A 24,834-nucleotide genomic window follows, 5' to 3' on the forward strand; every position below is an offset into this window, starting at 1 on the left:
GGTCAAGGCGCTGTCGGGCGGCTAGTTCGCCGATGCCGCCGGTGCCGCGGCGCACGGGGTGGCATGGTGGCTGGCACATGTCGTACGCGATGTGCCGCCCGTTCTCGCCATGGCCGAAGCCGAGTCACGGCGGGGTCGTGCCGCCACCGCGCAGGGCCGTCTCCATCCCGCCACCGCCGCTCCGGCGACCGCCACGCGGCGCTCCTGGGCGACGCCTGACAGCGGCCGGGTGAAGGCGCTCGCTGGACGGCTTGGTCAGCCGGCCCTCGCGTTCTCCTTCTTGCGGGCGTACCAGGTGGCCATCCAGAGGATCAGGCCGAGCGCGAGCAGCACGCCCGCGATCTCGTACTGGCCTGCGGGACGCCCGGAGGACCATGGCAGGACGAGATACAGGCATGTGATCGCGCCTACCACGGGCAGGACGCGCCCCGCGCTGAAGTGCCCGGTCGCCGCCTTTTCCCTGCGCAGGACGAGAACGGACACGTTGACCAGCGTGAAGACCGCCAGCAGGAGCAGCGACGTCGTTCCGCCCAGCAACGAAACGACGGGGCTGTCGGGGCTCAGCGAGACGAACGTGATCAGCCCGAGGGCGATCACGGTGGTGAACACAATCGCCCCCTGCGGCGTGCGCCGCCCCGGGTGCACCTTGGCCAGGAAAGGCGGCAGCACGCCCTGCTTGCCCATGCCGTACAGCAGCCGGCTGGCCATCAGCATGTTGATCAACGCGGAGTTCGCCACGGCGAACATCGAAATGAACGGCAGCAGATCGGAGATCGGGAAGCCGGGGGCCGCAGTCTGCACCACCGTCGCGAGCGGGGTCTCGCTGGCGGAGAGTTGCCCGACGGGGACCACGGCGACGGCGCAGACGGACACAAGCACGTAGATCAACCCGGTGATCCCAAGCCCGGTGAACATCATGCGTGGGAAGATCCGGGCCGGATTCTTGGTCTCCTCAGCCATGTTGACCGAGTCCTCGAACCCGACCATGGCGAAGAAGGCCAGCGACGTCGCCGTGCTGACCGCCAGGAACACGCTCTTGTCGGAGGCGGTCTCGAAGGCGACGACGCGGGAGAAGTCGGCGTTCCCGCCGAGGATGAAGTACAGGCTGATCAGGATGACGATCAGCAGACCTGACAGCTCGACCGCGGTGAGCAGGACGTTGATCTTGACGCTCTCGCCGACGCCGCGGAGGTTGACGGCCAGGACCAGGAGCATGAACGCCAGCGCGATCAGCAGGATGACGCCGTTGCCGACGTCCAGGCCGAAGCCGACGGCGAGGTTGGCGGCGAAGGCCCGAGACGCTGCCGAGGCCGAGGTGATGCCGGAACACATCACCGCGAAGCACACCAGGAAGGTCAGGAGGTGTTTGCCGAAGGCCTTATGCACGTACAGCGCGGCTCCGGCGGCCTGCGGGTATTTGGTCACCAACTCCAGGTACGAGCACGCCGTGATCAACGCGACCGTGAAGGCGATGGCGAACGGCAGCCAGGCGGCGCCGCCCACCTCACCGGCGACGTCGCCGGTCAGCGCGTAGATCCCGGTGCCGAGAATGTCGCCGATGATGAACAGCAGCAACAAGCCCGGGCCCATCACCTGCTTCAGACTCGGCTCGCCGCCGCCGCCGCTGGTCTCCTCGGCTGAACTGGGGGGTCTGGTCTGTGACATGCGGTAGTCATTCTCGCTGTGAGCTGAAGGGAAACAGATGAAAGTCGGTACGTCCCACGCCGGGGACCGAAGCTGCCGCTGCGCGGACGGGAAGACGGCTGCCACGTGAAACCTGGGCACCACGCCGTTCGCCACGTCGACAGCGCCCCTTGCCTTTGCCGCACCCCGGGGGCCGTGGTGCTTCACCCAAGCGCTTCAAGGCCTCTTTCACCTCGAGCGTCTTCTTGATGCAAGGGTCGTCAAGCCACTGTCGTATGGCTCCAGCTTCTTGCGAAGATCCTTATCCTGGGCGTGCTGCCCCGAGGCGCCGGTCGTCTCCGGCCGGCGCCCTGCCGCAGTCGAAAGACCGGCCTCAGCGCTAAGTTCTTCGACGCGGTCGAGAATTCCCTGGGTGTGGGTGGCGTGAGGTCTTTCGTGCCATCTTTCATGGCCGTCAGCGTGGAGTGGATGGCCGCGAGGTCCTCGCTCTTGAAATCGCCTGCCCAGGCGGCGGCGGTCGGGGCGCCGCACTACCGTTTCGCCTCCGTCTTCAGCTCACCCTGCTGCAGAACCGGCAGGAGTCGGCCATCCTCGCCAGGACCCGCGCCAGCAAGGAGGCACAGGTCAAGATCGCCGAGGAGAACCTGCGCGAGCTGGAGTCGGGCCGCGACGCCGCCACCGAGCGTGCTCGGCGCTACGAGAAGCTGATCGCCGGGGGCCGCGGGTTGCCGGCCCCTGCCCTGCTCCTCGCTCGGGTGTGGCCGGATCCCAGCTGGCGGACCGGCTTGCCGCATCTGGTGGTACCCGCCGCGAACTGGGTGAAGCCGTGGACGGCGAGTTGCCTGTTGCGTGCGGCCTTGCTGCTTTCACTCATGCGGGCCACCGTCCCAGCCACCGCCTTCGGCCCTGTCGATTACATGGCATGTAATCGCGGTGATCGACGAGGCAGAGCCATAATCGCCGCATGATGCATGACCGGCCGGTCGGCGAGCTGCTGCGTGAGTGGCGGCACCGCAGAGGGCTCAGCCAGCTCGATCTGGCGATCCAAGCGGAGGTGTCCGCCCGGCACGTCAGCTTCGTGGAGACGGGACGGACCATCCCCAGCAGCGCCATGGTGCTGCGTCTGGCCGAGCACCTGGGCGTCCCGTTGCGGGAACGCAACCGCCTGCTGGTCGCGGCCGGGCACGCGCCCGTCGTGCGGGAACGGCCGCTGGACGATCCACACCTGGCCTCGGCCCGGGAGGTCCTGGAGCAGATCCTGCGAGGGCACGAGCCGTATCCGGCGCTCGCCGTGGACCGTCGCTGGAACCTGTTGCTGGCCAACACGGCGATCGACGTCTTCCTGGAGGGCGTCGACGCATCGCTGCTGCGTCCACCGGTCAACATGATGCGGCTGGGCCTGCATCCGGGCGGGTTCGCGCCGCGGCTGCGCAACCTCGGGCAGGTCCGCGCCTACCTGCTGCCCCGGCTCGCCCGCCAGGTGGCACGGACGGGAGATGCGGAGCTGAGCGCGCTGTATGAGGAACTGCTGGCGTACGGTCCGGAAGGCGATTCGGCGCCGCCCGATCCCGCCGACATCGCGCTGCCCATCCGCATCCGCCAACGCGGAGCGGAGCTGTGTTTCATCAACACCGTCACGACCTTCGGCGCCGCCTTCGACGTCACGCTGGAAGAGATCGCCGTCGAGGCGTACTTTCCCGCCGATGACGACACCAGCCGCTTCTTTCGGACACAAGCCGGAGGACTTGAGGATTGAGAAGGCCAGGCACGTCTACCAGCTCTGCCGAGCTCCTCGTCGGTCAGCGGGCTGTCGCTGTTGACGAGCCCGCTGAGCAGGTCGTCGGTGGGTGTGCTGCGCCGGCAGACCGCGGACTCCGCGGGCGCGTGATGGCCACGGGCCACCGAGACCTGCGACGCGGCGGGGGACACAGCCTGGACAGCCGCCGCACGAGAACCCAGGCCATGCCTCTAGGCCGCCCGCCTCAGGCTCTCGCCGAAGAACCCGGCGATCCTTTCGACGGCGAGATCCACGTACTGCTTCTTGTCATAGAGGTCAACGTGGCTGGCGCCGTCGATCCAGTGGATCTCCTTGGGGCCGGTGGCGCGCTGGAAGGCTTCGATGCTCATCCAGGACGTGACGGCGCGGGTGCCGACGATCATGAGCAGCGGTCGGCTCCCTATCAGCGGGATCGGCGCGAAGGCGTCGAAGGCCGCCATCTTGTCGATGCTGTTCCAGGTAAGGAAGCCCGCCGAGCGGGGGTGCCGGCCACGTTCGGTGCGGTAGTACTCGAAGCCCTCGGCGCCGTGTTCCCCGCCGAGCGCATGGGCCTGCTCGACGGTGTCGGGGAAGAGGGCCAGCACCGGCGGTTCCTCGCCCCGGGCCTCAATGGTGCGGGCGTGGGCCGCGGCGTCCAGCATGCCGAGGTACACGGCCGGGTCCTGGGCGCCGTCGGCCCCCAGGCGGAACTGGCGGGCCACGTCGACGGCGCTGACGGTGGCCACGGCCTTGACGCGGCGGTCGCCCGCGGTGGCCGGGAGGGCGTAGCCGCCGGAGGCGCAGATGCCGAGCACGCCGATGCGGTCCGGGTCGACGTCGCCCCGGCTGGTCAGGAAGGAGACGGCGGCCTTGAGGTCCTCGACGCGCTGCGCGGGGTCCTCCAGGCCACGCGGTTCGCCGCCGCTCTCGCCCTGGTAGGCCGCATCGTAGGCGAGCGCGACGAACCCCCTTTCTGCCAGGTGGCGGGCGTAGAGGCCGGCGGCCTGCTCCTTCACACCGGTGCCGGGGTGTCCGACGACGATCGCCGGACGCGGCCCCTTGGCCGGGGTGCCGGGAAGGTGGAGATGGCCGGCGAGCGGGATGCCGGCGCTGTGGAAGGTGATGTCGATCTTCGCCATGGGACTCTCCGTCAAGTGGTCAGCGGGCCCGGCACGGTGCCGGGCACGTGTCCACAGTGGTCGCAACCCTGGGCAGGCAAAAGCGGCGAGTTCTTGCCTGGGAAAAGACCTGCCCCCTCACCTTCAGCAGGCCAGGTCCGACAATGGAGGACATGACCACCACATCCGGCCCCGGTGAACTCGGCGCCTTCCTCAAGGCCCGCCGGGCACAGCTGGCCCCGCAGGAGCTCGGTCTGCCCGAGCAGGACGCTCGGCGCAAGGTCGCGGGGCTCCGCCGTGAGGAGGTCGCCCAGCTCGCCGCGATCAGCGTCGACTACTACACGCGGCTGGAGCAGGGCCGTGTCCGAGCGTCCGCTTCGGTGCTCGCCACGCTGGCCCGCGCACTGCGCCTCGACGACGACCAGCAGCGGTACCTGTATCAACTGGCCGGCAGGACCGACGCCCGGCCTCGCAGGCGCCGGCCCGCGCAACGCGTGCGCCCCGCCATGCGGCGCCTGCTCGACCAGCTGACCGCAACCCCCGCCATCGTTCTGGGCAAACGGCTGGACATCCTGGAGTGGAACGCCGGCGCCGCCGCCTTGTACACCGACTTCTCGCAGCTCCCCGCGGACCGGCACAACTACCTGCGTCTGTTGTTCACCGACCCGATCATCCGGGGCATGCACCTGGAGTGGGAGCACGACGCCCGCGACGCCGTCGCCGCCCTGCGCATGGAGTCCGCGGCCAATCCCGGCGACCCCGGACTCGCCCGGCTCGTCGGCGAGCTGTCCGTGCAGGACGCCGACTTCCGTACCTGGTGGGCGGAGCATCGCGTCAACAACGCCGCCTACGGCACCAAGCGCTACCGGCATCGGCTGGTCGGCGATCTCACCCTCGATTGCGACACGTGGAGCAGTCCCGACGGCTCGGGACAGCGCCTCATGGTCCTCACCGCCGAGCCCGGTTCGCCATCGCACGACGCGCTGCGCATCCTGATGTCATGACGGGTCAGCATCAACGGCCCGGGTCACGAAATAACCGACTGCTCGGACAAACCCGCAAAATACTGATCTTGGGAGGGGTGGCGCGATGGAATCCGGCTACGTCCTTGCCGGCTATCGGGTCGCCACACGCGCTGATCGACAGGACTGGCAGGACGTGGGCCTTCCTGGTTCTGGTCTGGCGTCGCTGAGTGGCTGAGTGGCTGCGTGGTGGATCTGGTGCCAGTGGATCCCAGCGGCTGGGATGACTGGTTCGCCGGCCCTCAGGAGGCTGAGATCGCGCGCGACAGGGCCGGCAAGCCGGGCCTGCACGTGCTCGGGGTCGGATTCGCCGCTGCCGATGTTCCCGGGCTGCTGGCCGATATCGCCGATGGCGGCTGGGACACCTCAGCCGGGAGCCTCCCGGAACGGCTGGCCCGGCACGAGAGGTTTCCCTCCCCCGGCGGCCGGCGGTTGGGGTTCGAGCTGGTCGGCTTCGACAGCGGCTGTTGGCACACCTGGACCTGCCTTGGAGGCCTCGTCGCCGATGTCCACCGGGCCACCGGCGTCCAGCCGGGACGCTGGGGGCTGATCCAGGACGAGCAGGACGCGCGGCGGGCCGCTCAATGGCTCACTGAGTCAGGTCTCGGCGACCCCAAGGTGTTCGTCTGGGCGGCCGCACTGCTCACGGACGTCGCAGGAGCGACTCTCCAGACCGAGGAATAGCGCACGCTCGGCGGCACGGTCGCGCGCTCAGAGGCGCTCAGAGGGTCGTACGCCTCTCACTTCGACGATCCAGCTCTGTCAGTGGGTGCTGCCATAGTTGACGGCATGACGACTCCACTCGCGTGGGTGCCTGCGATTCGCGGCCATGAGCTGGCGCTGGACGGGACGAGGCTGAGATGCCGGAAGACCGATGGCCAGGTCCTGAAATCCATCCCCAGTGCCGTACGGAGAAGTCCGGTCGGTGAGCGGTTCGCGGCGCTGCAGGAGCAGCTGGCCCGGCACGAGAAGGAGTGCCTGGCCACCGTGGAGTCGTGGCTGCTGGGCGGGTTGCCGGTCCCTGCCCCGCTCCTCGCTCGGGTGTGGCCGGATCCCAGCTGGCGGACCGGCTTGCAGCATCTGGTGGTGCATGTCGATGGGCGGCTCGGGCTGTTGGAGGAGGTGTCAGAGGACGGGCGGGTGTGCATCCGGGAGGCGGACGGCACGCTGTACGGGCCGCCGAGCGGGTCGCCTGTGACGCTGGTGCACCCCGTACTGCTGGACGATCTCGGGCCGTGGCGGCGGCTTCTGGAAGAGCATGGGGCCACCCAGGGGGTCGAGCAGTTGAGCCGCCGGGTTCGTCGTCAGCGGGAGGGGAGCGATCCCGCGGCCACCGGCATCGACGTGGACAGGGACGAGTACGCCGAGAAGTTCGGGTCCGCCCGGTTGCGTGCCGTTGAGAACGGCTTTGACGTGCGGGGCGGGTTCGCCGTCCTGAGGATGACCGAGCGCTTCGTCACGGTGGAGGCGCGCTGCTGGCTGGGCGGCGACGAGCCCGGATCGTCCGGAGAGGCCGGGCGGCTCCTGTGGGTCGATGCGGCGGAACGGCCGGTCCCGCTCGGCGAGGTGGGGCCGGTGGCCTGGACCGAAGGCTGGCGGATGGCGGAACTCATTTACGGCGGAACCGAACCACGGGGGTCCGAAGACCGATGACGCACGACGAGAACACAAGCCTCAGCGCGCACGCCGCGGCGGCTAGCGATATGTCGTCGGTGCTGACGGCGGGGCTGGCCCCGGCAGGGACGCCGGGCGGGGAGGAGATCACCGCCCGGCGCTACAGCCATCCGTTACTGGGTGCGCGGCCCGTGGTCCGGCTGACAGGGCGGACGGTCGCGCCAGTCGAGGACCGGCTCCTGGCCGACGCCGGTTACTCCGCGCCTGACGTGGGGGAGCCCGTGGCGGCCGGGCACCGCCCGGCACTCCGCTATCCGGCCTGGGCGATGGTCCATGACCTGGCACACGCCAATGTGGCACTGGCCGCGGGCGTCGAGATGGCGCGGGCCGGGCGGCTGGTCGGCCCCCGGCCAGGCCCTGCGTTGGAGGAGTTCCAGCGGATCGCGGCGACCCTTCCCGATGACCACCTGCCGGTGTTCTGGGAGGAGGTCGGCCGGATGTTCGTCGCCGCCGGGCGGGACAAACAGGGCGCGATGATGTTCGGCAGGGCGCGGGCCGCCGACCGGCACGCCACCAAGGGCGTCGACCCGGCCCGGCGGCGCGCGGTGTTCCTGGAGTTCGCGCTGGCCGGAGCCCTGTCGGCCAAGGACATCAAGGCGTACGTCGGCGAGCTGTCCCAGGGGCCCGACCCCGCGCAGGCGTACCGCGAGCTGCGGGAGCTGGCCGTGCGGCGGACGACGGGCGGGCTCGCGCCATGGCCCGAGATGCTCAAGCAGATCGGCAAGCTCGCCGAGGCCGCCGGGCTGGACGTCGTCACCGAGCACCGGCTGCTGCTGGAGAGCCTGGTGGACACGCCGGCTCTGTGGCGGTCGGCGGACGGTTTCTGGACGGCGCAGCGCAAGCTGCTGGTGCCCGCGGTCGCCGCTTCCGCAGCGCTGAAGGAGCGGCTGCTGTGGCGGCTGACCGAGGTGCCACCGTCGGCGATGGACATCTGGTGGTGCGGCCTGCTCGAGGAGACCGGGGCGCTCGACGAGCTCGCCGGTGACGCGGGGGAGTGGCTGTCCGCGATGCTCGGCCGGTACGGCAGGGCCTCGTCCCCCTCGGTCCCCGAGGAGCTGCTGCGGCTGCTGCCCCTGCTGGCGGACCGCGCCCGTGCCGCGGGGACGCCGGTACGCCTCGGCCCCGGCGCGCCCGAGGAGCACTGCAGCATCGACGCCGTCGCGCTGGTCCGCTGCCTGGAGGCGGGAATCCCGGTGGCGGACCCCGGCCCGGGGGCGTCGTTGCGGAACTGGCGGGGGTCTGCTCATGTCGATCTGCAGGCGCTGATCGACGACGAACGGTTCGGGCCGGTGCTGGTCCGGTCCGTGCCCCATGGAGGCGACGAGTTCCGCAAGCTGTGGGGGGAGAAGGCCCTGCGGCCCGTCCTGCGCGCGATCGTCGACGCCGAGGTCCGGCGCGCACGGTCGGGCGGCCTGGCGGACGCGACCCTCGCGTTCCGCTGGCTGGAGGAGAACATCCGCGCGGACCTGCTGAAAGAGACGCGCGACCTGCCTGCCCGGATCGCGGAGCTCGACCTGGTGACGCCGCTGACCCGTACGCTGCGCGCCGGCATCCTGGACGAGCTGGGCTGGGCGGCCCTGGACGAGGCCGCCGCCGAGCTCAAGGGCAAGAACTTCTGGTGCCGGGCGAGCTGGCCCGTCCTGACCGTCCACGACCGCGAGAAGGCCATCGCGATAGGGCCCGGCGGCCGCATCGCGGAGCACCGGCTGCAGGTGCCGGGCGAAGCCGCCCGATTCCACTACACGCCGGAGGTCTACTTCTCCGGGGGACAGTTCCTCGTCCTGCACTATGTCAACGGCAGGCAGCGGCACTACTGGTCGGACGCACCGCACGAGATCTTCGTGGTGCGGCCAGGGATGTGGGAGTCGCTCTACTACGAAACGGCCCGGCCCGGATACACGTTCATGGCGCCGAGCGGCCGGCGGTTCATGGGCCACCGGGTCCTCGGCCCCCAGGAGAAGCGGGTCGGCCCGAACGGCCACATGTTCCACGACGGCCGGGACTTCTGGTGGCACACCGGCGACGGTCTGGAATCTCAGGTCCATCTCGTCGACCTGGCCACGGGCGAGCTCGACGAGGACGACCTGCCGGACTTCTTCGACCCGTCCCTGCTCGGCGAGGGCGAGCGCTGGGACTTCGAGTCCTCGTCCCTCGCGCCGCTGCCGTACGGCGTCAAGGGGTCACCGCTGGGCAGCGACGGCACGCTCGTAGGGCTGCGGGTCGCCAAGGACACGGTGACCGGACAGGTCCGCTACCACCGCATCGACGGCGTCCACGGCGTGCTCGACGGGGCGGGGATCACCGCCGTCTGGGGTCTGCTCGACGTACCGGGCGCCGAGAAACGGCTGGTGCTCAGCGGTGGTGTCGGCCGTTACCGCCCGGTGCTCGCCCGCGACGCCGAAACGGGTGAGCTCTACTGGCAGGCCGAGCTGAAGAACGACGGCTGGACGGACAACGAGCCCGACGCGGTGGCCGCTGGGACGCGGCTCATACCGCCGCCCGCCTTCTGGCACTTCCTCACGCCGCGCGACCCCGCCGGATCGCAGGCCCTGCGGCAGATCACCGAGGACACCGTGCGGCGGCTGCTGAAGGCCGCGGCCACCTCCGAGGAGGCGCTGCGGACCGCCGTCGGAAAGCTGCTGCCCGAGATCGGCCATCCGCTGCTCGTACGGGGCGTCGTCGGGTGCGTCCAGGCGGCCACCGAGATGATCTCCCACCGGGATCGCATGCTGGCTCGGCTGAAGCGGCCCCGCTGGGCACGGATCAAGGTGTCGGAGGAGGACCTGGGCGGGGCACTGGAGGGGCTGGTCAGCCAATACAGCAGCGGCTACCGCGGCACGGCGACGCAGATCGAGCTCACCTCGGCGTTCTTCGACGGCACGATCGACGCGGAGACCTCGATGGAACGCTGGCAGGACAATGCGAGCGCATTCGACTGGACCGAGCTTCCCGGACGGATCGGGGGCCTCGCGGTCCGTGCGGTCAGCGCCGTCACGAGCGCCGCGCATCGCCGGGCGCTGGCTCGGCTGCTGAGGTTCTGGGCCCTGTCGCCGCTGGCCGAACCGGGCCTGCAGCGAGGTCTGCTGGACAGCGAGCAGCGGGCCGCGCTGTCCGACGAGAACGGCGCGCTGATGCCGCTGGACATCACCATGCTTCATGGCGACTGGGGCAGATCCCATTCCCACGTCACCTGGAACATCGCGGCGTTCCTGCAACGGGGAACCATGCCCCGCCCCGCGGGTTTCCTCGACAGCCAAGCGGTGCCCGAGGGCTGGGCCACACCCGAGCGGCTGCACCGGCTGGTGGACGAGCTTGAGCGAAGCGGACCAGCCCCCTTCGACCCTGCCGCGGCTGCCCGGCTCGCCGAAGCCACCGACCTCGACCACGCCGCGGCGGCCCTGCTCATGGCGGGTCTGCCGCACATCACGGACAGCGGGCACAACTTCCTGCCGCCGGAGACGCGTAAGGTCCTGGGCCTGAAGGTGACGGACGCCAAGACCGCCCGTGACAGGCTCCGTCGCATGCCGGAGGTCGCCCGGCTGGAGCTCTACGACGCCGCCATGCCCGACAACCCGGCCGGGTTGTGGGACCCGACCACGATGGCGGAGCGGCTGGCGGCGGCGTGGATGGCGGTGAAGGCCCGACCCTGAACCACCGGACAGGCTCCAGGAGACGGTAAGGCACCATCGGCTGCCGGGGCACGGCGTCAGTAGCCCCGTTCTCGCGGTGCGCGCCGCCAGCCGGAACCCACGGCCTCGACGTTCCTGCGGCCCGTGACGTTCGCCACGAACACGTTGTCGTGGTCGGCATCGCTATGTGCGTAGGGGTGACGCGGGACCCGTTCCCCGACGCGCAGACGGCAGGCGAAGCTGATCGGGGAGTCGATCGGCCGGCCGGCTTTGTCGTGCGGGACGTCGCCGAGCACCGTGAGGAGCTGAGCCGCTGGACGTCGCCGGAGGTCGCCGAGTCCGTGATCCACCACTCGCGGGGCGCGGCCGGCCGTCCGGCGTCGACCCCGCTCAGGCGGTGCCGTGGGGGTTGTCGATCACGTAGCGCCACTGGCCGTCGGGGCCGCGGCGGACGACGTCAGTGGCGGTGCCGCTCATGTCGATCTCGGTGCCGTCGCGTGCCGTGCCGCGCATCGACCAGTCGACGATGAGCAGGGCGATGTCGCCGGCCACGTACACGTGCCTCGGACGCGCCTCGATCGGCAGCCCGAAGCTCTGCAGGTGGCGGTTGGCGGCGAGGCGCGCGGGGCCGGTGACGGGGTGGCCGGGCACCGGTACGAGGACGGCTTCGTCCTCGTAGACGTGGTCGATCGCCTGGGGATCGCCGGCGTTCATGGCCGCGACGAAGCGGGCGGCGGGGTTGTCGGGGTCTCCGGCGAGAAGCACGTGCGGCAGGGATTTGTCATGACTATTCATGACAAAATGATCATATCACATTCGGGCCTGCCGCAGTCCTGAGTGCCGCCGTCTCGCGGAGCCCGAGATTGTCGTGGGCGCCCGCTAGGGTCGCCGCGTTGGCTGACGCAGCGGAGGTGTAGTCGTGCGCCCGTTCTTCTTCCCGGCCCGCTGGCGCGCCGGCCGCGGGAGCCCGTGGGAGCGCCTGGTCAAGCTGGCCGCGCGGGGTGAGACCGGCAAGGTGGTCCGCCTGGTCGGCGAGCTGGACCCGGAGGGTCGCAAGGCGGTCGCGGAGCAGCTGCCGGGACACCTGGCCGCGTTGCGGCCCGAGGGCGACTGGTCGAAATGGCAGGAGACGCTCAGGTCGATGCTGCTGGCGGGGGCCGCGTGCATCGGTGGGCCGGCGGCCGTCACGTCGTGGCTGTTCAGGCGCGAGTTCCGCTGGATGCAGGGCGACGACGAGCTCATCGTCGAGCTGCTGCGCGAGCGGCCCGCCGAGTGGAAGGCGGACGTGGCGCGCCGCATCGCCAGGCGGGTGCGCCTGCCCGAGCTGCGTCATTGGGAGGTGGCCGCGGCGCTCATGCGGGAGACCGGCATCGAGCCGCCGGACGGTGACGCGTTCATGGTCGGCTGGTTACGGGCGCTCGACTCGGATCCGGCGGCCACGGACCCGCTGTTCGCCGCGTTCGCGCCGCGGATCTTCGAGATCGACGGCCTGGGGGAGGCCATCCCCGGCCAGGTGGGCACGATCGTCCGGCTCGTCGAGGACGGGTTGCTGGAGCGCAAGGCGGTCATCGACGGTGTCGTGGGGCGGCTGCTGCGTGACGGGCCGTCCGCGCCCGCCGCGCTCGCGATCCTGCACGACCGGCTCGACCTCGACATCGACGAGGCGGCCGAGCGGGCCGGCGACTACACCAGGCTGCTGCCCGCCGGGCCGGTCCCGGTGGCCGATGTGGCGCTGGCGCAGCTGCGGCGGCTGGAAGAGGCGGGGCGGCTGGAGGAGGAGCTGTTCGCCGAGGCGCTGCAGGCGCTGGCGTTCAGGCCGGAGAAGAAGCTGCTGCGTGCGGCCGTCTCGTGGGCCGGTGACGCCGTGCTGCGCGAGACCGGGCGGGTCGACGTCGTGCTGGCCGCGCTGTGCCTGATCTTCGCGCAGGACACGCTGGCGCTGCAGGAGCGCGCCGTGCGGCTGGCCGTCAAGCTGGCCCGGCAGGCCGGTGAGCCGGGTCGCGAGGCCGTGCGCCAGGCGGCGGCCGGGCTGCCCGCCGAGTTGCGGGAGAAGGTCTCGGCTGCCTACGGGGGCGGCATCGAGGCGGAGGAGGTCACCGTCGTCCCGCTTCCCGTGGTCGGGGACGGCCCGGCGATGCCGGCGCCCATCGCCTCGCCGGAGCAGCTCGTGCGCGAGGCCGCCGCCCCTGAGCTGGACCCGTACACGTTCGAGCGGCTCCTGGCCGGGCTGGCCGAGTGGTCGCGCCGGGCGCCCGGCGCGCTCCGCGAGGCGTTGCGTCCCTGGCGGGAGCCGGTCGATCCGGTCTTCTTCGGGGTCTACGGTGACCGGCTCTACGACGGTCCGGTTCAAGCCGTGCGCCGGGCACTGCTCGCGTTCGCCTCTCCCGAGGACAGCAGGTCCCTGTCGAAGGCCGCCGTCAGGCAGGCGCTGCCGCTGCGTGCGTTCGACCGGCTCTATCTGCGCCGTGCCCGCGAGCTGGCGCGGTCGTTCGAGGACGGCGACGGCTACCCGGTCGTGCTGGCCACGCCCACCGCGGGCACCGGCCACGTCGACCCCGATGTGCTGCTCGATCGCCTTGAGACGCTGGAGGCCGCCGGCGTGCGGGCGCTGCCCGTCGATCTGGCGCAGGCCCTGCTGCGGCTGCCCCGCGACATCCCGGAGGTGTGCGCGCGGCGGGCGGAGGGGCTCACCTCGGAGGCGGGCCGCACGTGCGCCGCCTGGATGCGCGGCGGCGGCCCGGCCGATCCGGAAGTGAAGGTCCTCGTGGCGGAGCGCCGCCTGCCGCACGGGGAGTCGGCGCCGGCCTTGAAGCCCGTGCTCGACGGGCCGGCCGACCCGCCCCAGGCGATCCGCGAGCTGTACAGGCTCGAGCCCGGCTACGCGCACACGCTCGAGTGGTGGCCGCTCGCCATGCCCTCGCACCGGGAGGTCGTGGCCGCGCACATGGTCTGGAGTCTGTGGGCCGGCATGGAGTCCGACCACATGCCCACCCGGACGCTGGTGAGCCTGGCGCATGCGGACGGCCCGATCGGTGAGGGCATGGTGCATGCGCTGGCCTGCGGCATGGGCTACGCGAACGCCACCCGCCGGGCGGCTGCCGCTGACGCGTTGCTGACGCTGGCGGCGCGCGGGCAGGTTCCGGTGGCGGCGCTGGGGGAGGCGCTCACTGAGCTGGTCACCCGGGGCGTTCTCAAGCTCAACCGGGTGGTGTCGGCGCTCGACGACGCCACGCAGGCGGGGGCGCACGAGACGGTGTGGGCGATGGTCGTACGACTGCTGCCGGGGTTGCTGCCGAAGGAGGGCGAACGGCCGCGTGCCGGGGTGGCGGACCTGCTGGCGGCGGGGGCGAGGGCGGCCAGGATCGCGGGGGTGCGTGCCGAGCTGCCGGAAGTGGCGGCGGTGGCGGCCCGCAAGGGGTCGAGCAGGCTCGTCCAGGAGGCGCGGCGGTTACGGCACCTCGTGACCACCCCTTAGAGATCTACATTGTAAAGGCACTCGGTTGATGATCAATCCTCAAACGGACAAAAACCACCTCATCGACAACGTCGAGGGTCTCTTGGCGCCCGCTGCCGTGGTCGATTGGCGGCGGATGGAGCCCTGGACGGTGGCTCGGGCGGAGCTGAGCGGGCTGCGCGGTCCGGTGATCGTGAAGTGGGTGCGCCCGCATGCGGCAGGTGCGGCTCGTTCGGAGTCGTGGCGGTTGCGGACCGAGGTGGCCGCGTTGCGGTTCCTGGCGGATGATCTCGGTTTGCGGCTGGCTCCGCGGGTGGTGGCCGCGGATCTGGCGGCGTGTGTGGTGGTGCTGGAGGATCTGGGCCCGCGGGTGGCCTTGGATGAGCTGTTGCGGACGGGTGGCGCGGCGGCTCATGGGGATCGGCTGGTGGCGTTCGCCCAGGTGCGTGGTGAGCTGAATGCCGCGACCGCGGGTCGGGCGGAGGCGTATTACGAGCGCAGGTCGGCGTTGGGCGCTGTTGATCGGGTTGCGGATTGTGCGGGGAGGTTTGCCGGGTTTCGGGAGGAGGGTTTGCGGCAGGCGGCCGATTGGGGCGTGGCTCTGGGGGATGGGGCTGAGCGGGAGTTGGCGGCGGTGCTGGCGGAACTGGCGGACCCGGGGCCGTTTCTGGCGTTGAGCAACGGTGATCCGGAGGCGAACAACGTGCTGGTGCGGGCGTCGGGGGTGCCTGATGCGCGGTTGATCGATTTCGAGTTCGCGGGATTCACGCATGCGCTGCACGACGCCGTGTGCCTGTACGTTCCGGGTCCCGGGTGGTTGTCGGTGGATGCTGGATTGGGGGAGGTCTATCGGGGGGCTCTGGCCCGGGGCGTGGCTGAGGCGCAGGACGATCGGCGGTTCGGTTTCGGGCTGGCGGCGGCGTGCTTTTCGTTCGTGCTGGTGCGGTTGCAGCGGTTGGCCGCGCTGGATGGGCGGGCGGCGGGTGATGACAGCCGGGTGCAGCTGGTGGCGACAGTGGAGGCGGCGGCGCGGGTGGCGGAGTCGTTCGGGGTGCTGCCGGGGTTGGCCGGGTGGGCGTGGCGGGTCGGTGCGCTGCTTCGGCGGCGGTGGCCGGATGCGGATGTGGATCTGTCGGTGTTGCCGGCGTACGCGGCGCGCCGTCGGTGATGGGTTTCAGGTTTCTGATGGCTGGCCGGCGGCGTTGGCTGTGGGCGGGACGTCCGGGTCGCGACCCGCATCACGGGGCGGTGGCTCCACGCCGGGCCCGACCATATATGGCTCGCCCCGGACGCTGGACGACAGCTAGGGTGATCACTGTGCAGGACGAGGTCTACCACTACAACGTGGCACGTTGGGAAGCCCTGGTCGAGGCGGACGCGTTGTTCACCCGTCCCATGCTCGACCTGGACCCGGAGAAGGCCCAGGCTTATCTGGGCCTGGAGAGGCTGGGCATCCCCGGCGACCTGGCGGGCCGAAAGGTGCTCTGCCTGGCGGGAGGAGGCGGGCAGCAGTCCGCGGCCTTCGCTCTGCTCGGAGCCGACGTGACGGTTCTCGACATCTCGTCCGGGCAGCTGGAACGGGACCGCTCGGCCGCTGAGCACTATGGCGTCGGCATCCGTACGATCCAAGGGGACATGCGGGACCTGTCGGCGCTCGACGACTCCTCGTTCGACCTGGTCTGGCATCCGTACTCGCTGACGTTCGTCCCGGACTCCCGGATCGTTTTCCGCGAGGTTGCGAGAGTCGTCCAAAGCGGCGGCCGCTATTACCTGATGTGCGCCAACCCGTTCTTCTCCGGGCTCACCCACGAGTCCTGGAATGGGGAGGGCTACACGCTGAAGCAGCCCTATACGGACGAGGTCGCGGCCTGTTATCCCGACCAGGACTGGGTCTACGACCGGAAGCCGGCCGGCCGCCGCATCCACGAACCCAAGGAGTACAGGCAGACACTGAGCCGGATAATCAACAGCCTGATCCGGGAAGGCTTCATGCTGACGTTCCTGTCTGAAGTCCGAGGCGACTACCCCGGTGCGGAACCGGGCAGTTGGGCGCATTTCACGGGGGTGGCCCCGCCGTGGCTGGAATTCGTCTGGCAGCACAGGCCCGACGCCCTCGGCAGGTGAGGGCGTCCAGGGACATCCGCGAGCTGCGGCTCGACGCAGCGAGTGGTGTCATCCCGCTTCGCGGAGTTGACGGACGAGAGCCGCTTTGACGAGCTGACCTGCTAGAAGTGGGCAGCTGCGGAGGATGCGCCAGGTCTTCAGCTGGGCGTTGGCGCGCTCGCCGGGTGTGTGGAGCCGTGTGTCGGCGGAGTGTGGGCTGTAAGGACGGCTCATGACGTCCGGGTGCCTTCGCTGTGAGGATCGCGGGTCGTCCCTTGCCGGTCCGGATCGGGTCGCGTACGGGATGGTGCGGGTGTGGTCTGCAAGTAGGCCAGGACCGCCATGACGCGCCGGTTGTGGTCGTCGGACGGAGGGAGGCCGAGCTTGGCGAAGATGTTGTTGGTGTGCTTGCCGATCGCCTTGTCGGTGATCTGAAAACGGGCGGCGATGGCCAGGTTGGACATTCCCTCTGCCATGAGCTCGAGGACCTCGCGCTCGCGAGGCGTGAGTGCGGCCAGCGGTTCGTCCCGGCTGCGGCGGGTCAGCAACTGGGAGACCACTTCCGGGTCCATGGCGGTGCCGCCCCCGGCGACCTGGCGTACCGCGTCGACGAACCTGTCGACGTCGCCCACCCGGTCCTTCAGCAGGTATCCCACTCCGCCGGAGCGGTCGGACAGCAGTTCCCTGGCGTACAGCTGCTCCACGTACTGCGACAGGATCAGCACCGGCAGCCCGGGAAGGCGGCTGCGCGCCTCCAGCGCGGCGCGCAGTCCTTCGTCGGTGAAGCCGGGCGGTAGCCGCACGTCGATCACGGCCACGTCCGGGCGGTGCCGGACCAGCGCCTCCAGCAGCATGGGGCCGTTGTCGACCGCCTCCACAACGGTGAAGTCGTGCGCCGACAGCAGGCGTACCAGTCCGTCCCTCAGGAGTGCGAGATCTTCGGCGATGACAACGCGCACGGGAGCTCCATGGTCAGTTCGGTGGGGCCGCCGGGCGGGCTGCTCACGGTGAGCGAGCCGTCGAAGGCGGACAGGCGGTTTTCGATGCCACGCACGCCGGTGCCCTCGGCGTGGCGAACTCCGCCGCGTCCGTCGTCGCCGACGGTGAGGCGTAGCACGCCGGCCGTGTGCCGCAGGAACACCCAGGCGCGTGAGGCGCCGCTGTGCTTGGTCACGTTGGTCAGCGCCTCGGCGGCGGCGAAGTACACGGCGGACTCGACGGGTGGCTGCAGGCGGCCGGGCAGGTCGATGTCGACCTCGACCGGCATCGGGCAGAGCAGCGCGGACGCCTCGATGGCGCCGGCCAGGCCGCGGTCGGACAGCACAGGCGGGTGGATGCCGCGTACCAGGTCACGCAGATCCGTCAGGGCCTGACCGGCGACCTCGCGCGCATCGTCGATCATCTGCTGGATCTCGTCGGGGTCTCGGCAGCCGCGGGCCAGCCCCAGGTGCATGCGGATGGCGATCAGCTTGGCCTGGGCGCCGTCGTGCAGGTCGCGTTCGATGCGGCGCAGTTCGGCGGCGCGCGCGTCGACGACGGCGGCCCGTGAGGCGGTCAGTTCCCGGATCCGGGCGTCCGGGGTGGGGCGCGGGTCCAGCAGCAGCCGGGCCAGTCGCGCCTGGCCGGTGCGGAACAGGGAGACGGACATGAGGGCGACCACCGTGATGGCCACGACGGACACGCTGAGGGAGATGGTGTTCAGCCTGCTCTGCTCCGCCGGGTCCAGCTCGAAGAAGACGTAATCGAGACAGGCCAGCATCGCCCACACCGCCGCCAAGGGGGCCGGGCCTGTGACGGCGTGCACGGCAAGCCAGACCAGTACGCGCCTTGTGCGCGGGTCGGGCAGCGCCGGTGCCGGGTCGTCCCCCTGCCTGCGGCTGGTTTCCGGCGGGTGCGCAGGGACGCTGTCCATCGCGCTGTCCCGGTGGAGAACCCGGCTCGCCCAGCGGCGCTGGAACCCGGCCAGGCGGTGGGCGAGCGCGAGCGTGCGGGTGAGCGGTGCGGCCCGGAGACCGGCCATCGGCACGAGGGCGGCGCTTGCCGGCAGCAGGGTGAGCAGCGCGAGCGCGGCCAGGCCGGTCACGGAGTTCAGGGCGAGCGCGGCCAGGCCCGTCACGGTGTTCAGGGCGAGGGCGGCCAGGCCGGTCACGGCGTTGAACGTGTGCGCCGCCAGGCCGGTCAATCCCTTCTGCGCGTGCTGCGCCAGGCCGCGGATGGCCTTTCGCGCCCGTCCGCCGCGCTTGGGTCGTATCGGGATCACAAGTGCAGTTTGCCCTGCCGGTGAGGAGAAGGCGGTGGGGCCAGCCCTACCACCGAGGTGGCGATTTTCCACCCCGACCGGTGGGCGGACGCCCATGGAGGCCGGGCACCCGGGCCACGAGGCTGGACACGCCGCCCGGCTCGATCCGGTCGAGGCCGAGCCGAGCGGACCCAACAGAGCGAACGAGGGAGAGTTGTGATCGAAGTGAGGGGGCTGACCATGCGGTACGGCCGCACCGTCGCCGTGGACGACCTGACCTTCACGGTGAAACCGGGTCTGGTGACCGGATTCCTGGGGCCGAACGGCGCGGGCAAGTCCACGACCATGCGGGCCGTGCTCGGGTTGGAGCTCCCCGCCGCGGGTGAGGCGCTGGTGGACGGGAAGGCCTACGCGTCGCTACGCCGGCCCATGCGCACGATGGGGGCGCTGCTTGACGCCGGGGCGGTGCACGGTGGTCGCACGGCCCGCGATCATCTCGGCTGCCTGGCGCGCAGCAACGGCATCGATTCCCGGCGGGTGGCCGCGGTGCTCGGCCAGGTCGGTCTGGCCGAGGTCGCGGACCGGCGGATCGGCGGGTTCTCCCTGGGAATGAAGCAGCGGCTGGGCATCGCGGCGGCGTTGCTCGGCGACCCGGCGGTGCTGATGTTCGACGAGCCGCTGAACGGGCTGGATCCGGAGGGCATCCGATGGATCCGTGACCTGCTGCGCTCGCTCGCGGGCGAGGGCCGTACAGTCCTGCTGTCCAGCCATCTGATGAATGAGCTGGCGCTCACCGCCGAGCACGTCGTCGTCATCGGACGTGGCCGGTTGATCGCCGACACGCCGACCGGTTCGCTCGCCGCACAATTCCAACGCGACGTGCTGGTGCGCTCGGCGGATCCGGAGCGGCTGGCGGAGATCCTGCGCGAGCACGGCGTGAGCGTGGCTCCCGAAGACACGTCCGCCACCGGCACGCGCGGGACCGGCGGACTGTCCGTGCGGGGCCTGGACGCGGCCGAGATCGGTGAGCTGGCGCTGCGGGCGGGGATCGCGCTGCGGGAGCTGACGCCGCGCAGTGCCTCGCTGGAGGAGGCGTTCATGGAACTCACCGAGGACAGCGTCGAGTACGGCGCCGGCCCCGCAGCCCGTTCCGCCGCCGTCTCGGAGGTGGCCCGATGATGCTGGACGTGGTCGCCTCCGAGTGGCACAAGCTCCGCTCGCTCCGGTCGAACGCCTACCTGCTGGCCGTCTCCTTCCTCGCCGTGCTGGCCTGCGCCGGGGTGGCGTACCTGATGGCCCGGGGGTTCGACCACCAGACGGCCGAGGAGCGGCTGCGCTACAGCAGCAACGGGGCCGGGCTGGGCACCGGGCTGCCGGTCGCCTACTTCGTGTTCGGCGCCCTGGGCGCGCTGACGATCACCTCCGAGCATGCCACCGGCATGATCCGCACAAGCCTGGCGGCGGTGCCGCGGCGGCAGCTGTTCCTGTTCGCCAAGATTCCCAGTCTGGTCGCCGTCACCCTGGTCGCCGGCCAGGTCCTGGCCTTCGGCATGCACCTGGCCGCCCAGGCGGTCCTCGGTGACCGCGCAGATCAGCTGCTGCTCGACGGGCGGACCCTGGGCACCCCGCTCTCCGAGCCTGGAGTGCTCGCCACGGTGGTCGTCGCCGGGCTGTCCATGGCGGCCGCGGCGCTGATCGGGCTGGGCGTGGGCGCGGCGATCCGCTCCACGCCAGGGAGCCTGGTCGTGCTTGTCATGATCTTCCTGGTGCTCCCGGTCGTCGCCCAGGCCCTGCCGTCGCCGCTGCGAGCGCAGGCCGGCTCGTACATGATCGAGAACTTGCCGACCCAGATCGCCGGGGTGGGCGGCGGCCTGCTGTCCCCGGGCGCGGCGGCCGCCCTTCTCGTCGCCTACATCGCCGCCGCGCTGACTGCCGGGGCTGCGATGATCGCGCTGAGGGGGCGCGTCAAGGTGCTGGCCGTCGGTGTGGCCGCCACGCTCATGGCCGCAGTGACGGCGGTGCCCGCCGCGGGCGACTCCGCGGATCCCGGCCCGTCCTCCCTGGCATGGCGGCCGTGTGCCGACAAGGACGCCCCTGAGGACATGCGCTGCGCCTCCGTCGAGGTGTCCCTCGACTGGAAGAAGCCCGCAGGGCGAAAGATCATCATCCCTGTCGCTGTGCTGCCGACCTCCGGCGCGGAACGCCGGATCGGCACGGTCTTCTCCATCCCCGGCGGCCCCGGTGCGTCGGGCATCGACGACCTGAAGCAGTTCCACGGCAGGTTCGCGAAGCTGCGCGACCGGTTCGACGTGATCAGCTTCGCCCCGCGCAACACCGTCAAACCCGGCGGTGTGCTGTCGTACGAGTGCCTCGCCACCGGCCCGTGGATCACCCTGCCGGACGGCCGCGCCGAGTACGCCGCGCTCGCGCGGGCGAATCGCGAGCACGCGCAGCGGTGCCGGTCGGCCGACCCGGAGTTCTTCGACCACATGGACTCGGCCTCCGTCGCCCGCGACATCGAGGCCGTCCGCGCCGCCCTGGGCGAGCGGCAGCTGAGCTTTCTGGCCAACTCCTACGGCGGACATCCCGCGGTGGCATACGCCCGACTGTTCCCCTCCCGCATCCGCGCCATGGTCATGGACGGCACCGCCGGCCACGTGGAGGGGGCGGCGGCCGAAGAGTCCCGCATGTATCCGCGGGCCGAGCGGCAGATGGAGCGGTTCGCTGCATGGTGCCGCTCCGCCACGGCTTGCGCCCTGCACGGGCAGGACGCCGGCGAGGTGTGGCGCCGGCTGGTGACCGCCGCGGACCGATCACCCGTTCCGGTGCGGAACGACCCGACCGGGGCCGCATACACCGGATTCGACTTCAAGGTCGCCGCCGCCCCCAGCTTCACCTCGCCCGGCCAGGAACCCGACGTCCCGCGCTGGGTCCAGCTCGCCGACGCGATCAAGCAGGCCGCGGCCGGCGACGCCTCCGGGTTCGCCGACTACGTCAGACAGGCCTCGGGCAGACCCAAGGTTCCCTCGATCGCCGGGCAGAACATGACCACCTGCCTCGACGGCAAGGGGTACGAGAGCTACGCGGCCTATCGCAAAGCGCTACGCAGAGCGGAAGAGCTGTCGCCGAACTTCGCGGGGCAGCGGTCGTGGTGGTCGCTGGGCTGCGCCGGCTGGCCCGCGCCCGTCACCAACCCGCCGGCGCCGCTGCCTGCCGGCGGCCTGGTGCCCTTCCTCGGGGTCGGCAGCTGGACCGACCACGACGAGGTCGCTGGCGTCATTCGCCACGTGCCTGGCTCGTCGAGCGTCCGGTACGAGGGGCACGGTCACATGCTCTACATCTACGGAACGGGCGGTTGCGTCACCGCCCACGTCAACCGCTACCTGACCACTCTGAGGCTCCCGCCAAGGGGCACCACCTGCCAGGCCACGAGGTGACGACCGGTCGCGTGGTAGCCGAGAGAGCGGGTGCGGATTCTGGGGTGGGGCACGTCTGGGAGCGTAGCTGCGCGAGACGAGACGGTCCGTCTTGACAAGGAGGCGGCGCGCTTGCAGAATTCATCAAGACGAGACGGGCCGTCTCGTCTCGATGAGAGCGAGGAGACCATATGACGGCTGCCCGAGTGCGGTCCATCACCGGCGCGTCGAGGGGCCCGGGCAGGGCCTTCGACGGGGTGGCGGCGGAGATGGAGGCGGCGCCGTTCGGGAGCAAGGTGACGATCGTGCAGCCGGGCGAGTGCGGCACGGATCTGTTCGCGCGGGGCACGAGGAACAACGCGGTCGCTGAGCCGCGGCGTCCAGGATTTGTCCGCGCCGAGAAGAGGAGGCAGGCCCTTATGCGTACTGCGGCCCAACTGGCACTTACCGAGATCACCAAGCGTTACGGCACCCGTGTCGTCCTGGACCGGGTGTCGCTCACCGTCAAACCCGGCGAGCGGATCGGGGTGATCGGCGACAACGGGTCGGGCAAGTCCACGCTGCTCAGGCTCATGGCGGACGTCGAGCGGCCGGACAACGGCGAGCTCGTGGTCGTCGCGCCCGGCGGCGTCGGATACCTGCCGCAGTCGCTCGCGCTGCCGCCGCACGCGACGGTGGCCGACGCCGTCGACCTGGCGCTGGCCGACCTGCGAGAGCTCGAAGCCCTGATGCGGGCGGCTGAACGGTCGTTCGGCGAGGCCGGCATGGACGCCGGCGGGGGAGTGGAGGCTCGCGCGGGGCTGGAGGTCTACGCGCAGCTCGTGGCGGAGTTCGAGGCGCGGGGCGGCTACGAGGCGGACGCTTGTGTGGAGGTCGCGCTGCACGGGCTCGGGCTGCCCGGGCTGGAGCGGAGCCGCCCGCTGGGCACGCTGTCCGGTGGCGAACGCTCCAGGCTCGCCCTGGCCGCCACGCTGGCGTCCGCTCCCGAACTGCTACTGCTCGACGAGCCGACCAACGACCTGGACGACAAGGCGGTGGCCTGGCTCGAACAGCGCCTGCGCGCCCACCGGGGCACGGTCGTGGCGATCACGCACGACCGGGTGTTCCTGGAGCGGGTGACCACCGCCATCGTGGAGGTCTGCGACGGGCAGGTGCGCCGCTACGGCGACGGGTACGCCGGATACCTCGCGGCCAAGGCCGCCGAACGCGCCGCACAGGCGCGGGCCCACGAGGATTGGAAGGCGGAGCTGGACCGGCATGCCACGCTGGTGGCGGCCAACGCGGGCCGGCTGGCCAGCATTCCGCGCAAGGTGGCCAAGGCGGGCATGGGCACCGGGGCCTGGCGGGCGCGCTCGCGTACGCACGGGGCCGCGGGGCGCATCCGGCAGTCCCAGCAGCGGCTGCGGTGGCTCACCGACCACCCGGCGCCGCCGCCGCCCGAACCGCTTCGCTTCACCGCCGCCCTCGCCACCGCGGGTGCCGGCACCGGGGCCGAGGTGGCCGCGCTCGACGCCGTGGTGGTGGCGGGGCGGCTCCGCCTTGACTCCCTCTCCGTCCGCGCCGGCGAGCGGCTGCTCGTCACCGGCCCGAACGGAGCGGGCAAGACCACGCTCATGCGGATGCTCGCCGGGGAACTGCTGCCGGACGCGGGCGAGGTACGGCGGACCGGCCGGGTCGGGTTCTTCCGGCAGGACGAGCTGGACACCGGCGACGTACGGCAGGCCGGCCAGGCCGGGTTCCTCCGGCAGGGTGAGCTGGACACCGGCGGCGTACGGCGGGCCGGCCGGGCTGAGCTCCTTCGGGAGGGCGGGCCGGCTGGGGCGGCGGAGCTGACCGTGCTGCGGGCCTACGCGCACGGGCGTCCCGGGAGCCTGGACGAGCACGCGGACGCGCTGCTCGCGCTGGGGCTGTTCAGGCCATCCGACCTGGGGCTGCGCCTGAGGGAGCTCTCCTACGGGCAGCGGCGCCGGATCGAGCTGGCGCGGCTGGTGAGCGAACCCGTGGACCTGCTCCTGCTCGACGAGCCGACCAACCACCTGTCGCCGATGCTCGTGGAGCAACTGGAGGAGGCGCTGGCCTCGTACGGGGGCGCGCTGGTGATCGTGACGCACGACCGGCGCCTGCGGGCCGCGTTCACCGGCTCCCGCCTGGAACTGGACGGAGGCGTGGCGGCATAGCCGGTCGCGGCTGTCGCTGGATCACTCGCCGGCGGGGCCGATCGATGTCGCGGGCTTGCGGGGCAGGCGGGCGCGTACCCAGTCGAAGATCGACGGCCCGCCCGCGAAGCACCACAGCGCCACAACCGGGTCGCAGATGGCGCAGCCGAAGGAGGAATGCTTGGCGAACGGGAGGATGGGACTCCCCTTGAGGTGGTGCACGACGTCCCAGGCGGTGTGGAGCAGCCAGCCGATCCCGATCCAGGTCCAGCTCCTGAGCCCGCGGTAGGCGACATAGGTCATGACGACCGGCAGGACGAACTCCCAGTACCCGAGTCCGCCTCCGCTGAGGTAGGCGGCGCCCGCACCGCCGACCAGCACGGCGTTGACCTGGCGTCGATGCGGCTCGGGGATCAGGGACAGAAGGGAGACGCAGATCAGTCCGATGATGACCGGCATGATGATGGACATGGGGTGTGGCAATCCGTTCTGAGCTCAGGGGTACGTCCGCAAAGGCTAGGACCGGCCGTCCACGGGGCCCCATGGGCTGAATCGACAATTTCCAACGGGTTCTCGCCATCCGGCCTCAGCTGCCCGAACGCCTTACCGGCGTCACCTATGAG

19 protein-coding genes and 1 pseudogene are annotated in these 24,834 nt (G+C 71.1%); 12 read left to right on the forward strand and 8 right to left on the reverse strand.

From position 1 onward, the window contains the following. Positions 1–255 precede the first annotated feature (255 nt). Positions 256–1,665 (reverse strand): APC family permease, encoded by a 1,410-nt coding sequence (locus ACIBVN_RS47005; RefSeq protein ID WP_397147014.1) that lies wholly within the window; start codon positions 1,663–1,665, stop codon positions 256–258. Positions 1,666–2,108: 443 nt separating this feature from the next. Between ACIBVN_RS47005 and ACIBVN_RS47010 the strand changes: the two genes are divergently transcribed. After that, entirely contained in the window at positions 2,109–2,612 is a 504-nt protein-coding gene (locus ACIBVN_RS47010) for a hypothetical protein (protein WP_397147016.1), read from the forward strand. Further along, a complete protein-coding gene (locus ACIBVN_RS47015) occupies positions 2,609–3,400 on the forward strand; it encodes a helix-turn-helix domain-containing protein (protein WP_397147018.1) in 792 nt (263 codons plus the stop codon). Before ACIBVN_RS47010 ends, ACIBVN_RS47015 begins: the two co-directional genes overlap by 4 nt. Positions 3,401–3,612: 212 nt before the next feature. Here the strand turns inward: ACIBVN_RS47015 and ACIBVN_RS47020 are convergent, their stop codons facing one another. Further along, positions 3,613–4,539, reverse strand: coding sequence for an alpha/beta hydrolase (locus ACIBVN_RS47020; RefSeq protein ID WP_397147020.1), 927 nt, complete (start codon positions 4,537–4,539; stop codon positions 3,613–3,615). Between the two features lie 152 nt (positions 4,540–4,691). Here ACIBVN_RS47020 and ACIBVN_RS47025 point away from each other — a divergent pair, with 152 nt between their 5' ends. The 4 genes from ACIBVN_RS47025 (at position 4,692) to ACIBVN_RS47040 (ending at position 10,864) form a co-directional block, all read left to right on the forward strand. Beyond that, a complete protein-coding gene (locus tag ACIBVN_RS47025) occupies positions 4,692–5,522 on the forward strand; it encodes a helix-turn-helix domain-containing protein (protein WP_397147022.1) in 831 nt (276 codons plus the stop codon). A gap of 216 nt (positions 5,523–5,738) precedes the next feature. Further along, the gene (locus tag ACIBVN_RS47030; RefSeq protein ID WP_397147024.1) at positions 5,739–6,224 is read left to right on the forward strand and encodes a hypothetical protein; all 486 of its coding nucleotides are present in this window, start codon (positions 5,739–5,741) and stop codon (positions 6,222–6,224) included. Positions 6,225–6,329: 105 nt separating this feature from the next. Further along, positions 6,330–7,193, forward strand: coding sequence for a DUF4132 domain-containing protein (locus ACIBVN_RS47035; RefSeq protein ID WP_397147026.1), 864 nt, complete (start codon positions 6,330–6,332; stop codon positions 7,191–7,193). Then, the gene (locus ACIBVN_RS47040; RefSeq protein ID WP_397147028.1) at positions 7,190–10,864 is read left to right on the forward strand and encodes a hypothetical protein; all 3,675 of its coding nucleotides are present in this window, start codon (positions 7,190–7,192) and stop codon (positions 10,862–10,864) included. Before ACIBVN_RS47035 ends, ACIBVN_RS47040 begins: the two co-directional genes overlap by 4 nt. A 56-nt stretch (positions 10,865–10,920) precedes the next feature. Here the strand turns inward: ACIBVN_RS47040 and ACIBVN_RS47045 are convergent, their stop codons facing one another. After that, positions 10,921–11,193, reverse strand: coding sequence for a hypothetical protein (locus ACIBVN_RS47045; RefSeq protein ID WP_397147030.1), 273 nt, complete (start codon positions 11,191–11,193; stop codon positions 10,921–10,923). Between the two features lie 40 nt (positions 11,194–11,233). Beyond that, a complete protein-coding gene (locus ACIBVN_RS47050; RefSeq protein WP_397147032.1) occupies positions 11,234–11,638 on the reverse strand; it encodes a YybH family protein in 405 nt (134 codons plus the stop codon). Between the two features lie 124 nt (positions 11,639–11,762). Here ACIBVN_RS47050 and ACIBVN_RS47055 point away from each other — a divergent pair, with 124 nt between their 5' ends. From ACIBVN_RS47055 to ACIBVN_RS47065, 3 genes are all read left to right on the forward strand, one after another. Beyond that, complete coding sequence (locus tag ACIBVN_RS47055; RefSeq protein WP_397147034.1) at positions 11,763–14,318, forward strand: DUF6493 family protein; 2,556 nt, start codon at positions 11,763–11,765, stop codon at positions 14,316–14,318. Between the two features lie 25 nt (positions 14,319–14,343). After that, entirely contained in the window at positions 14,344–15,465 is a 1,122-nt protein-coding gene (locus ACIBVN_RS47060; RefSeq protein WP_397147036.1) for a hypothetical protein, read from the forward strand. 140 nt (positions 15,466–15,605) lie between these two features. Next, complete coding sequence (locus ACIBVN_RS47065) at positions 15,606–16,421, forward strand: class I SAM-dependent methyltransferase (protein WP_397147038.1); 816 nt, start codon at positions 15,606–15,608, stop codon at positions 16,419–16,421. A 48-nt stretch (positions 16,422–16,469) separates the two neighbouring features. Here the strand turns inward: ACIBVN_RS47065 and ACIBVN_RS47070 are convergent. The 3 genes and pseudogenes from ACIBVN_RS47070 to ACIBVN_RS47080 all read right to left on the reverse strand — a co-directional run. Then, positions 16,470–16,607 (reverse strand): annotated as a pseudogene (locus ACIBVN_RS47070) (IS5/IS1182 family transposase); the annotation flags it as partial. A 23-nt stretch (positions 16,608–16,630) separates the two neighbouring features. Further along, a complete protein-coding gene (locus ACIBVN_RS47075) occupies positions 16,631–17,359 on the reverse strand; it encodes a LuxR C-terminal-related transcriptional regulator (RefSeq protein WP_397147040.1) in 729 nt (242 codons plus the stop codon). Next, a complete protein-coding gene (locus tag ACIBVN_RS47080; RefSeq protein WP_397147042.1) occupies positions 17,323–18,660 on the reverse strand; it encodes a histidine kinase in 1,338 nt (445 codons plus the stop codon). Before ACIBVN_RS47080 ends, ACIBVN_RS47075 begins: the two co-directional genes overlap by 37 nt. A 195-nt stretch (positions 18,661–18,855) precedes the next feature. Here ACIBVN_RS47080 and ACIBVN_RS47085 point away from each other — a divergent pair, with 195 nt between their 5' ends. The 3 genes from ACIBVN_RS47085 (at position 18,856) to ACIBVN_RS47095 (ending at position 24,232) form a co-directional block, all read left to right on the forward strand. After that, positions 18,856–19,818, forward strand: coding sequence for an ATP-binding cassette domain-containing protein (locus tag ACIBVN_RS47085; RefSeq protein WP_397147044.1), 963 nt, complete (start codon positions 18,856–18,858; stop codon positions 19,816–19,818). Further along, positions 19,815–22,076, forward strand: coding sequence for an alpha/beta fold hydrolase (locus ACIBVN_RS47090; RefSeq protein ID WP_397147046.1), 2,262 nt, complete (start codon positions 19,815–19,817; stop codon positions 22,074–22,076). Before ACIBVN_RS47085 ends, ACIBVN_RS47090 begins: the two co-directional genes overlap by 4 nt. 398 nt (positions 22,077–22,474) lie before the next feature. Next, positions 22,475–24,232 (forward strand): ABC-F family ATP-binding cassette domain-containing protein, encoded by a 1,758-nt coding sequence (locus ACIBVN_RS47095; protein ID WP_397147069.1) that lies wholly within the window; start codon positions 22,475–22,477, stop codon positions 24,230–24,232. A 21-nt stretch (positions 24,233–24,253) separates the two neighbouring features. Here the strand turns inward: ACIBVN_RS47095 and ACIBVN_RS47100 are convergent, their stop codons facing one another. Continuing rightward, the gene (locus ACIBVN_RS47100; protein ID WP_397147048.1) at positions 24,254–24,682 is read right to left on the reverse strand and encodes a DUF6010 family protein; all 429 of its coding nucleotides are present in this window, start codon (positions 24,680–24,682) and stop codon (positions 24,254–24,256) included. Positions 24,683–24,834 lie beyond the last annotated feature (152 nt).

It is taken from the genome of Nonomuraea sp. NPDC049400, from assembly GCF_044466425.1.
GTDB lineage: Bacteria > Actinomycetota > Actinomycetes > Streptosporangiales > Streptosporangiaceae > Nonomuraea.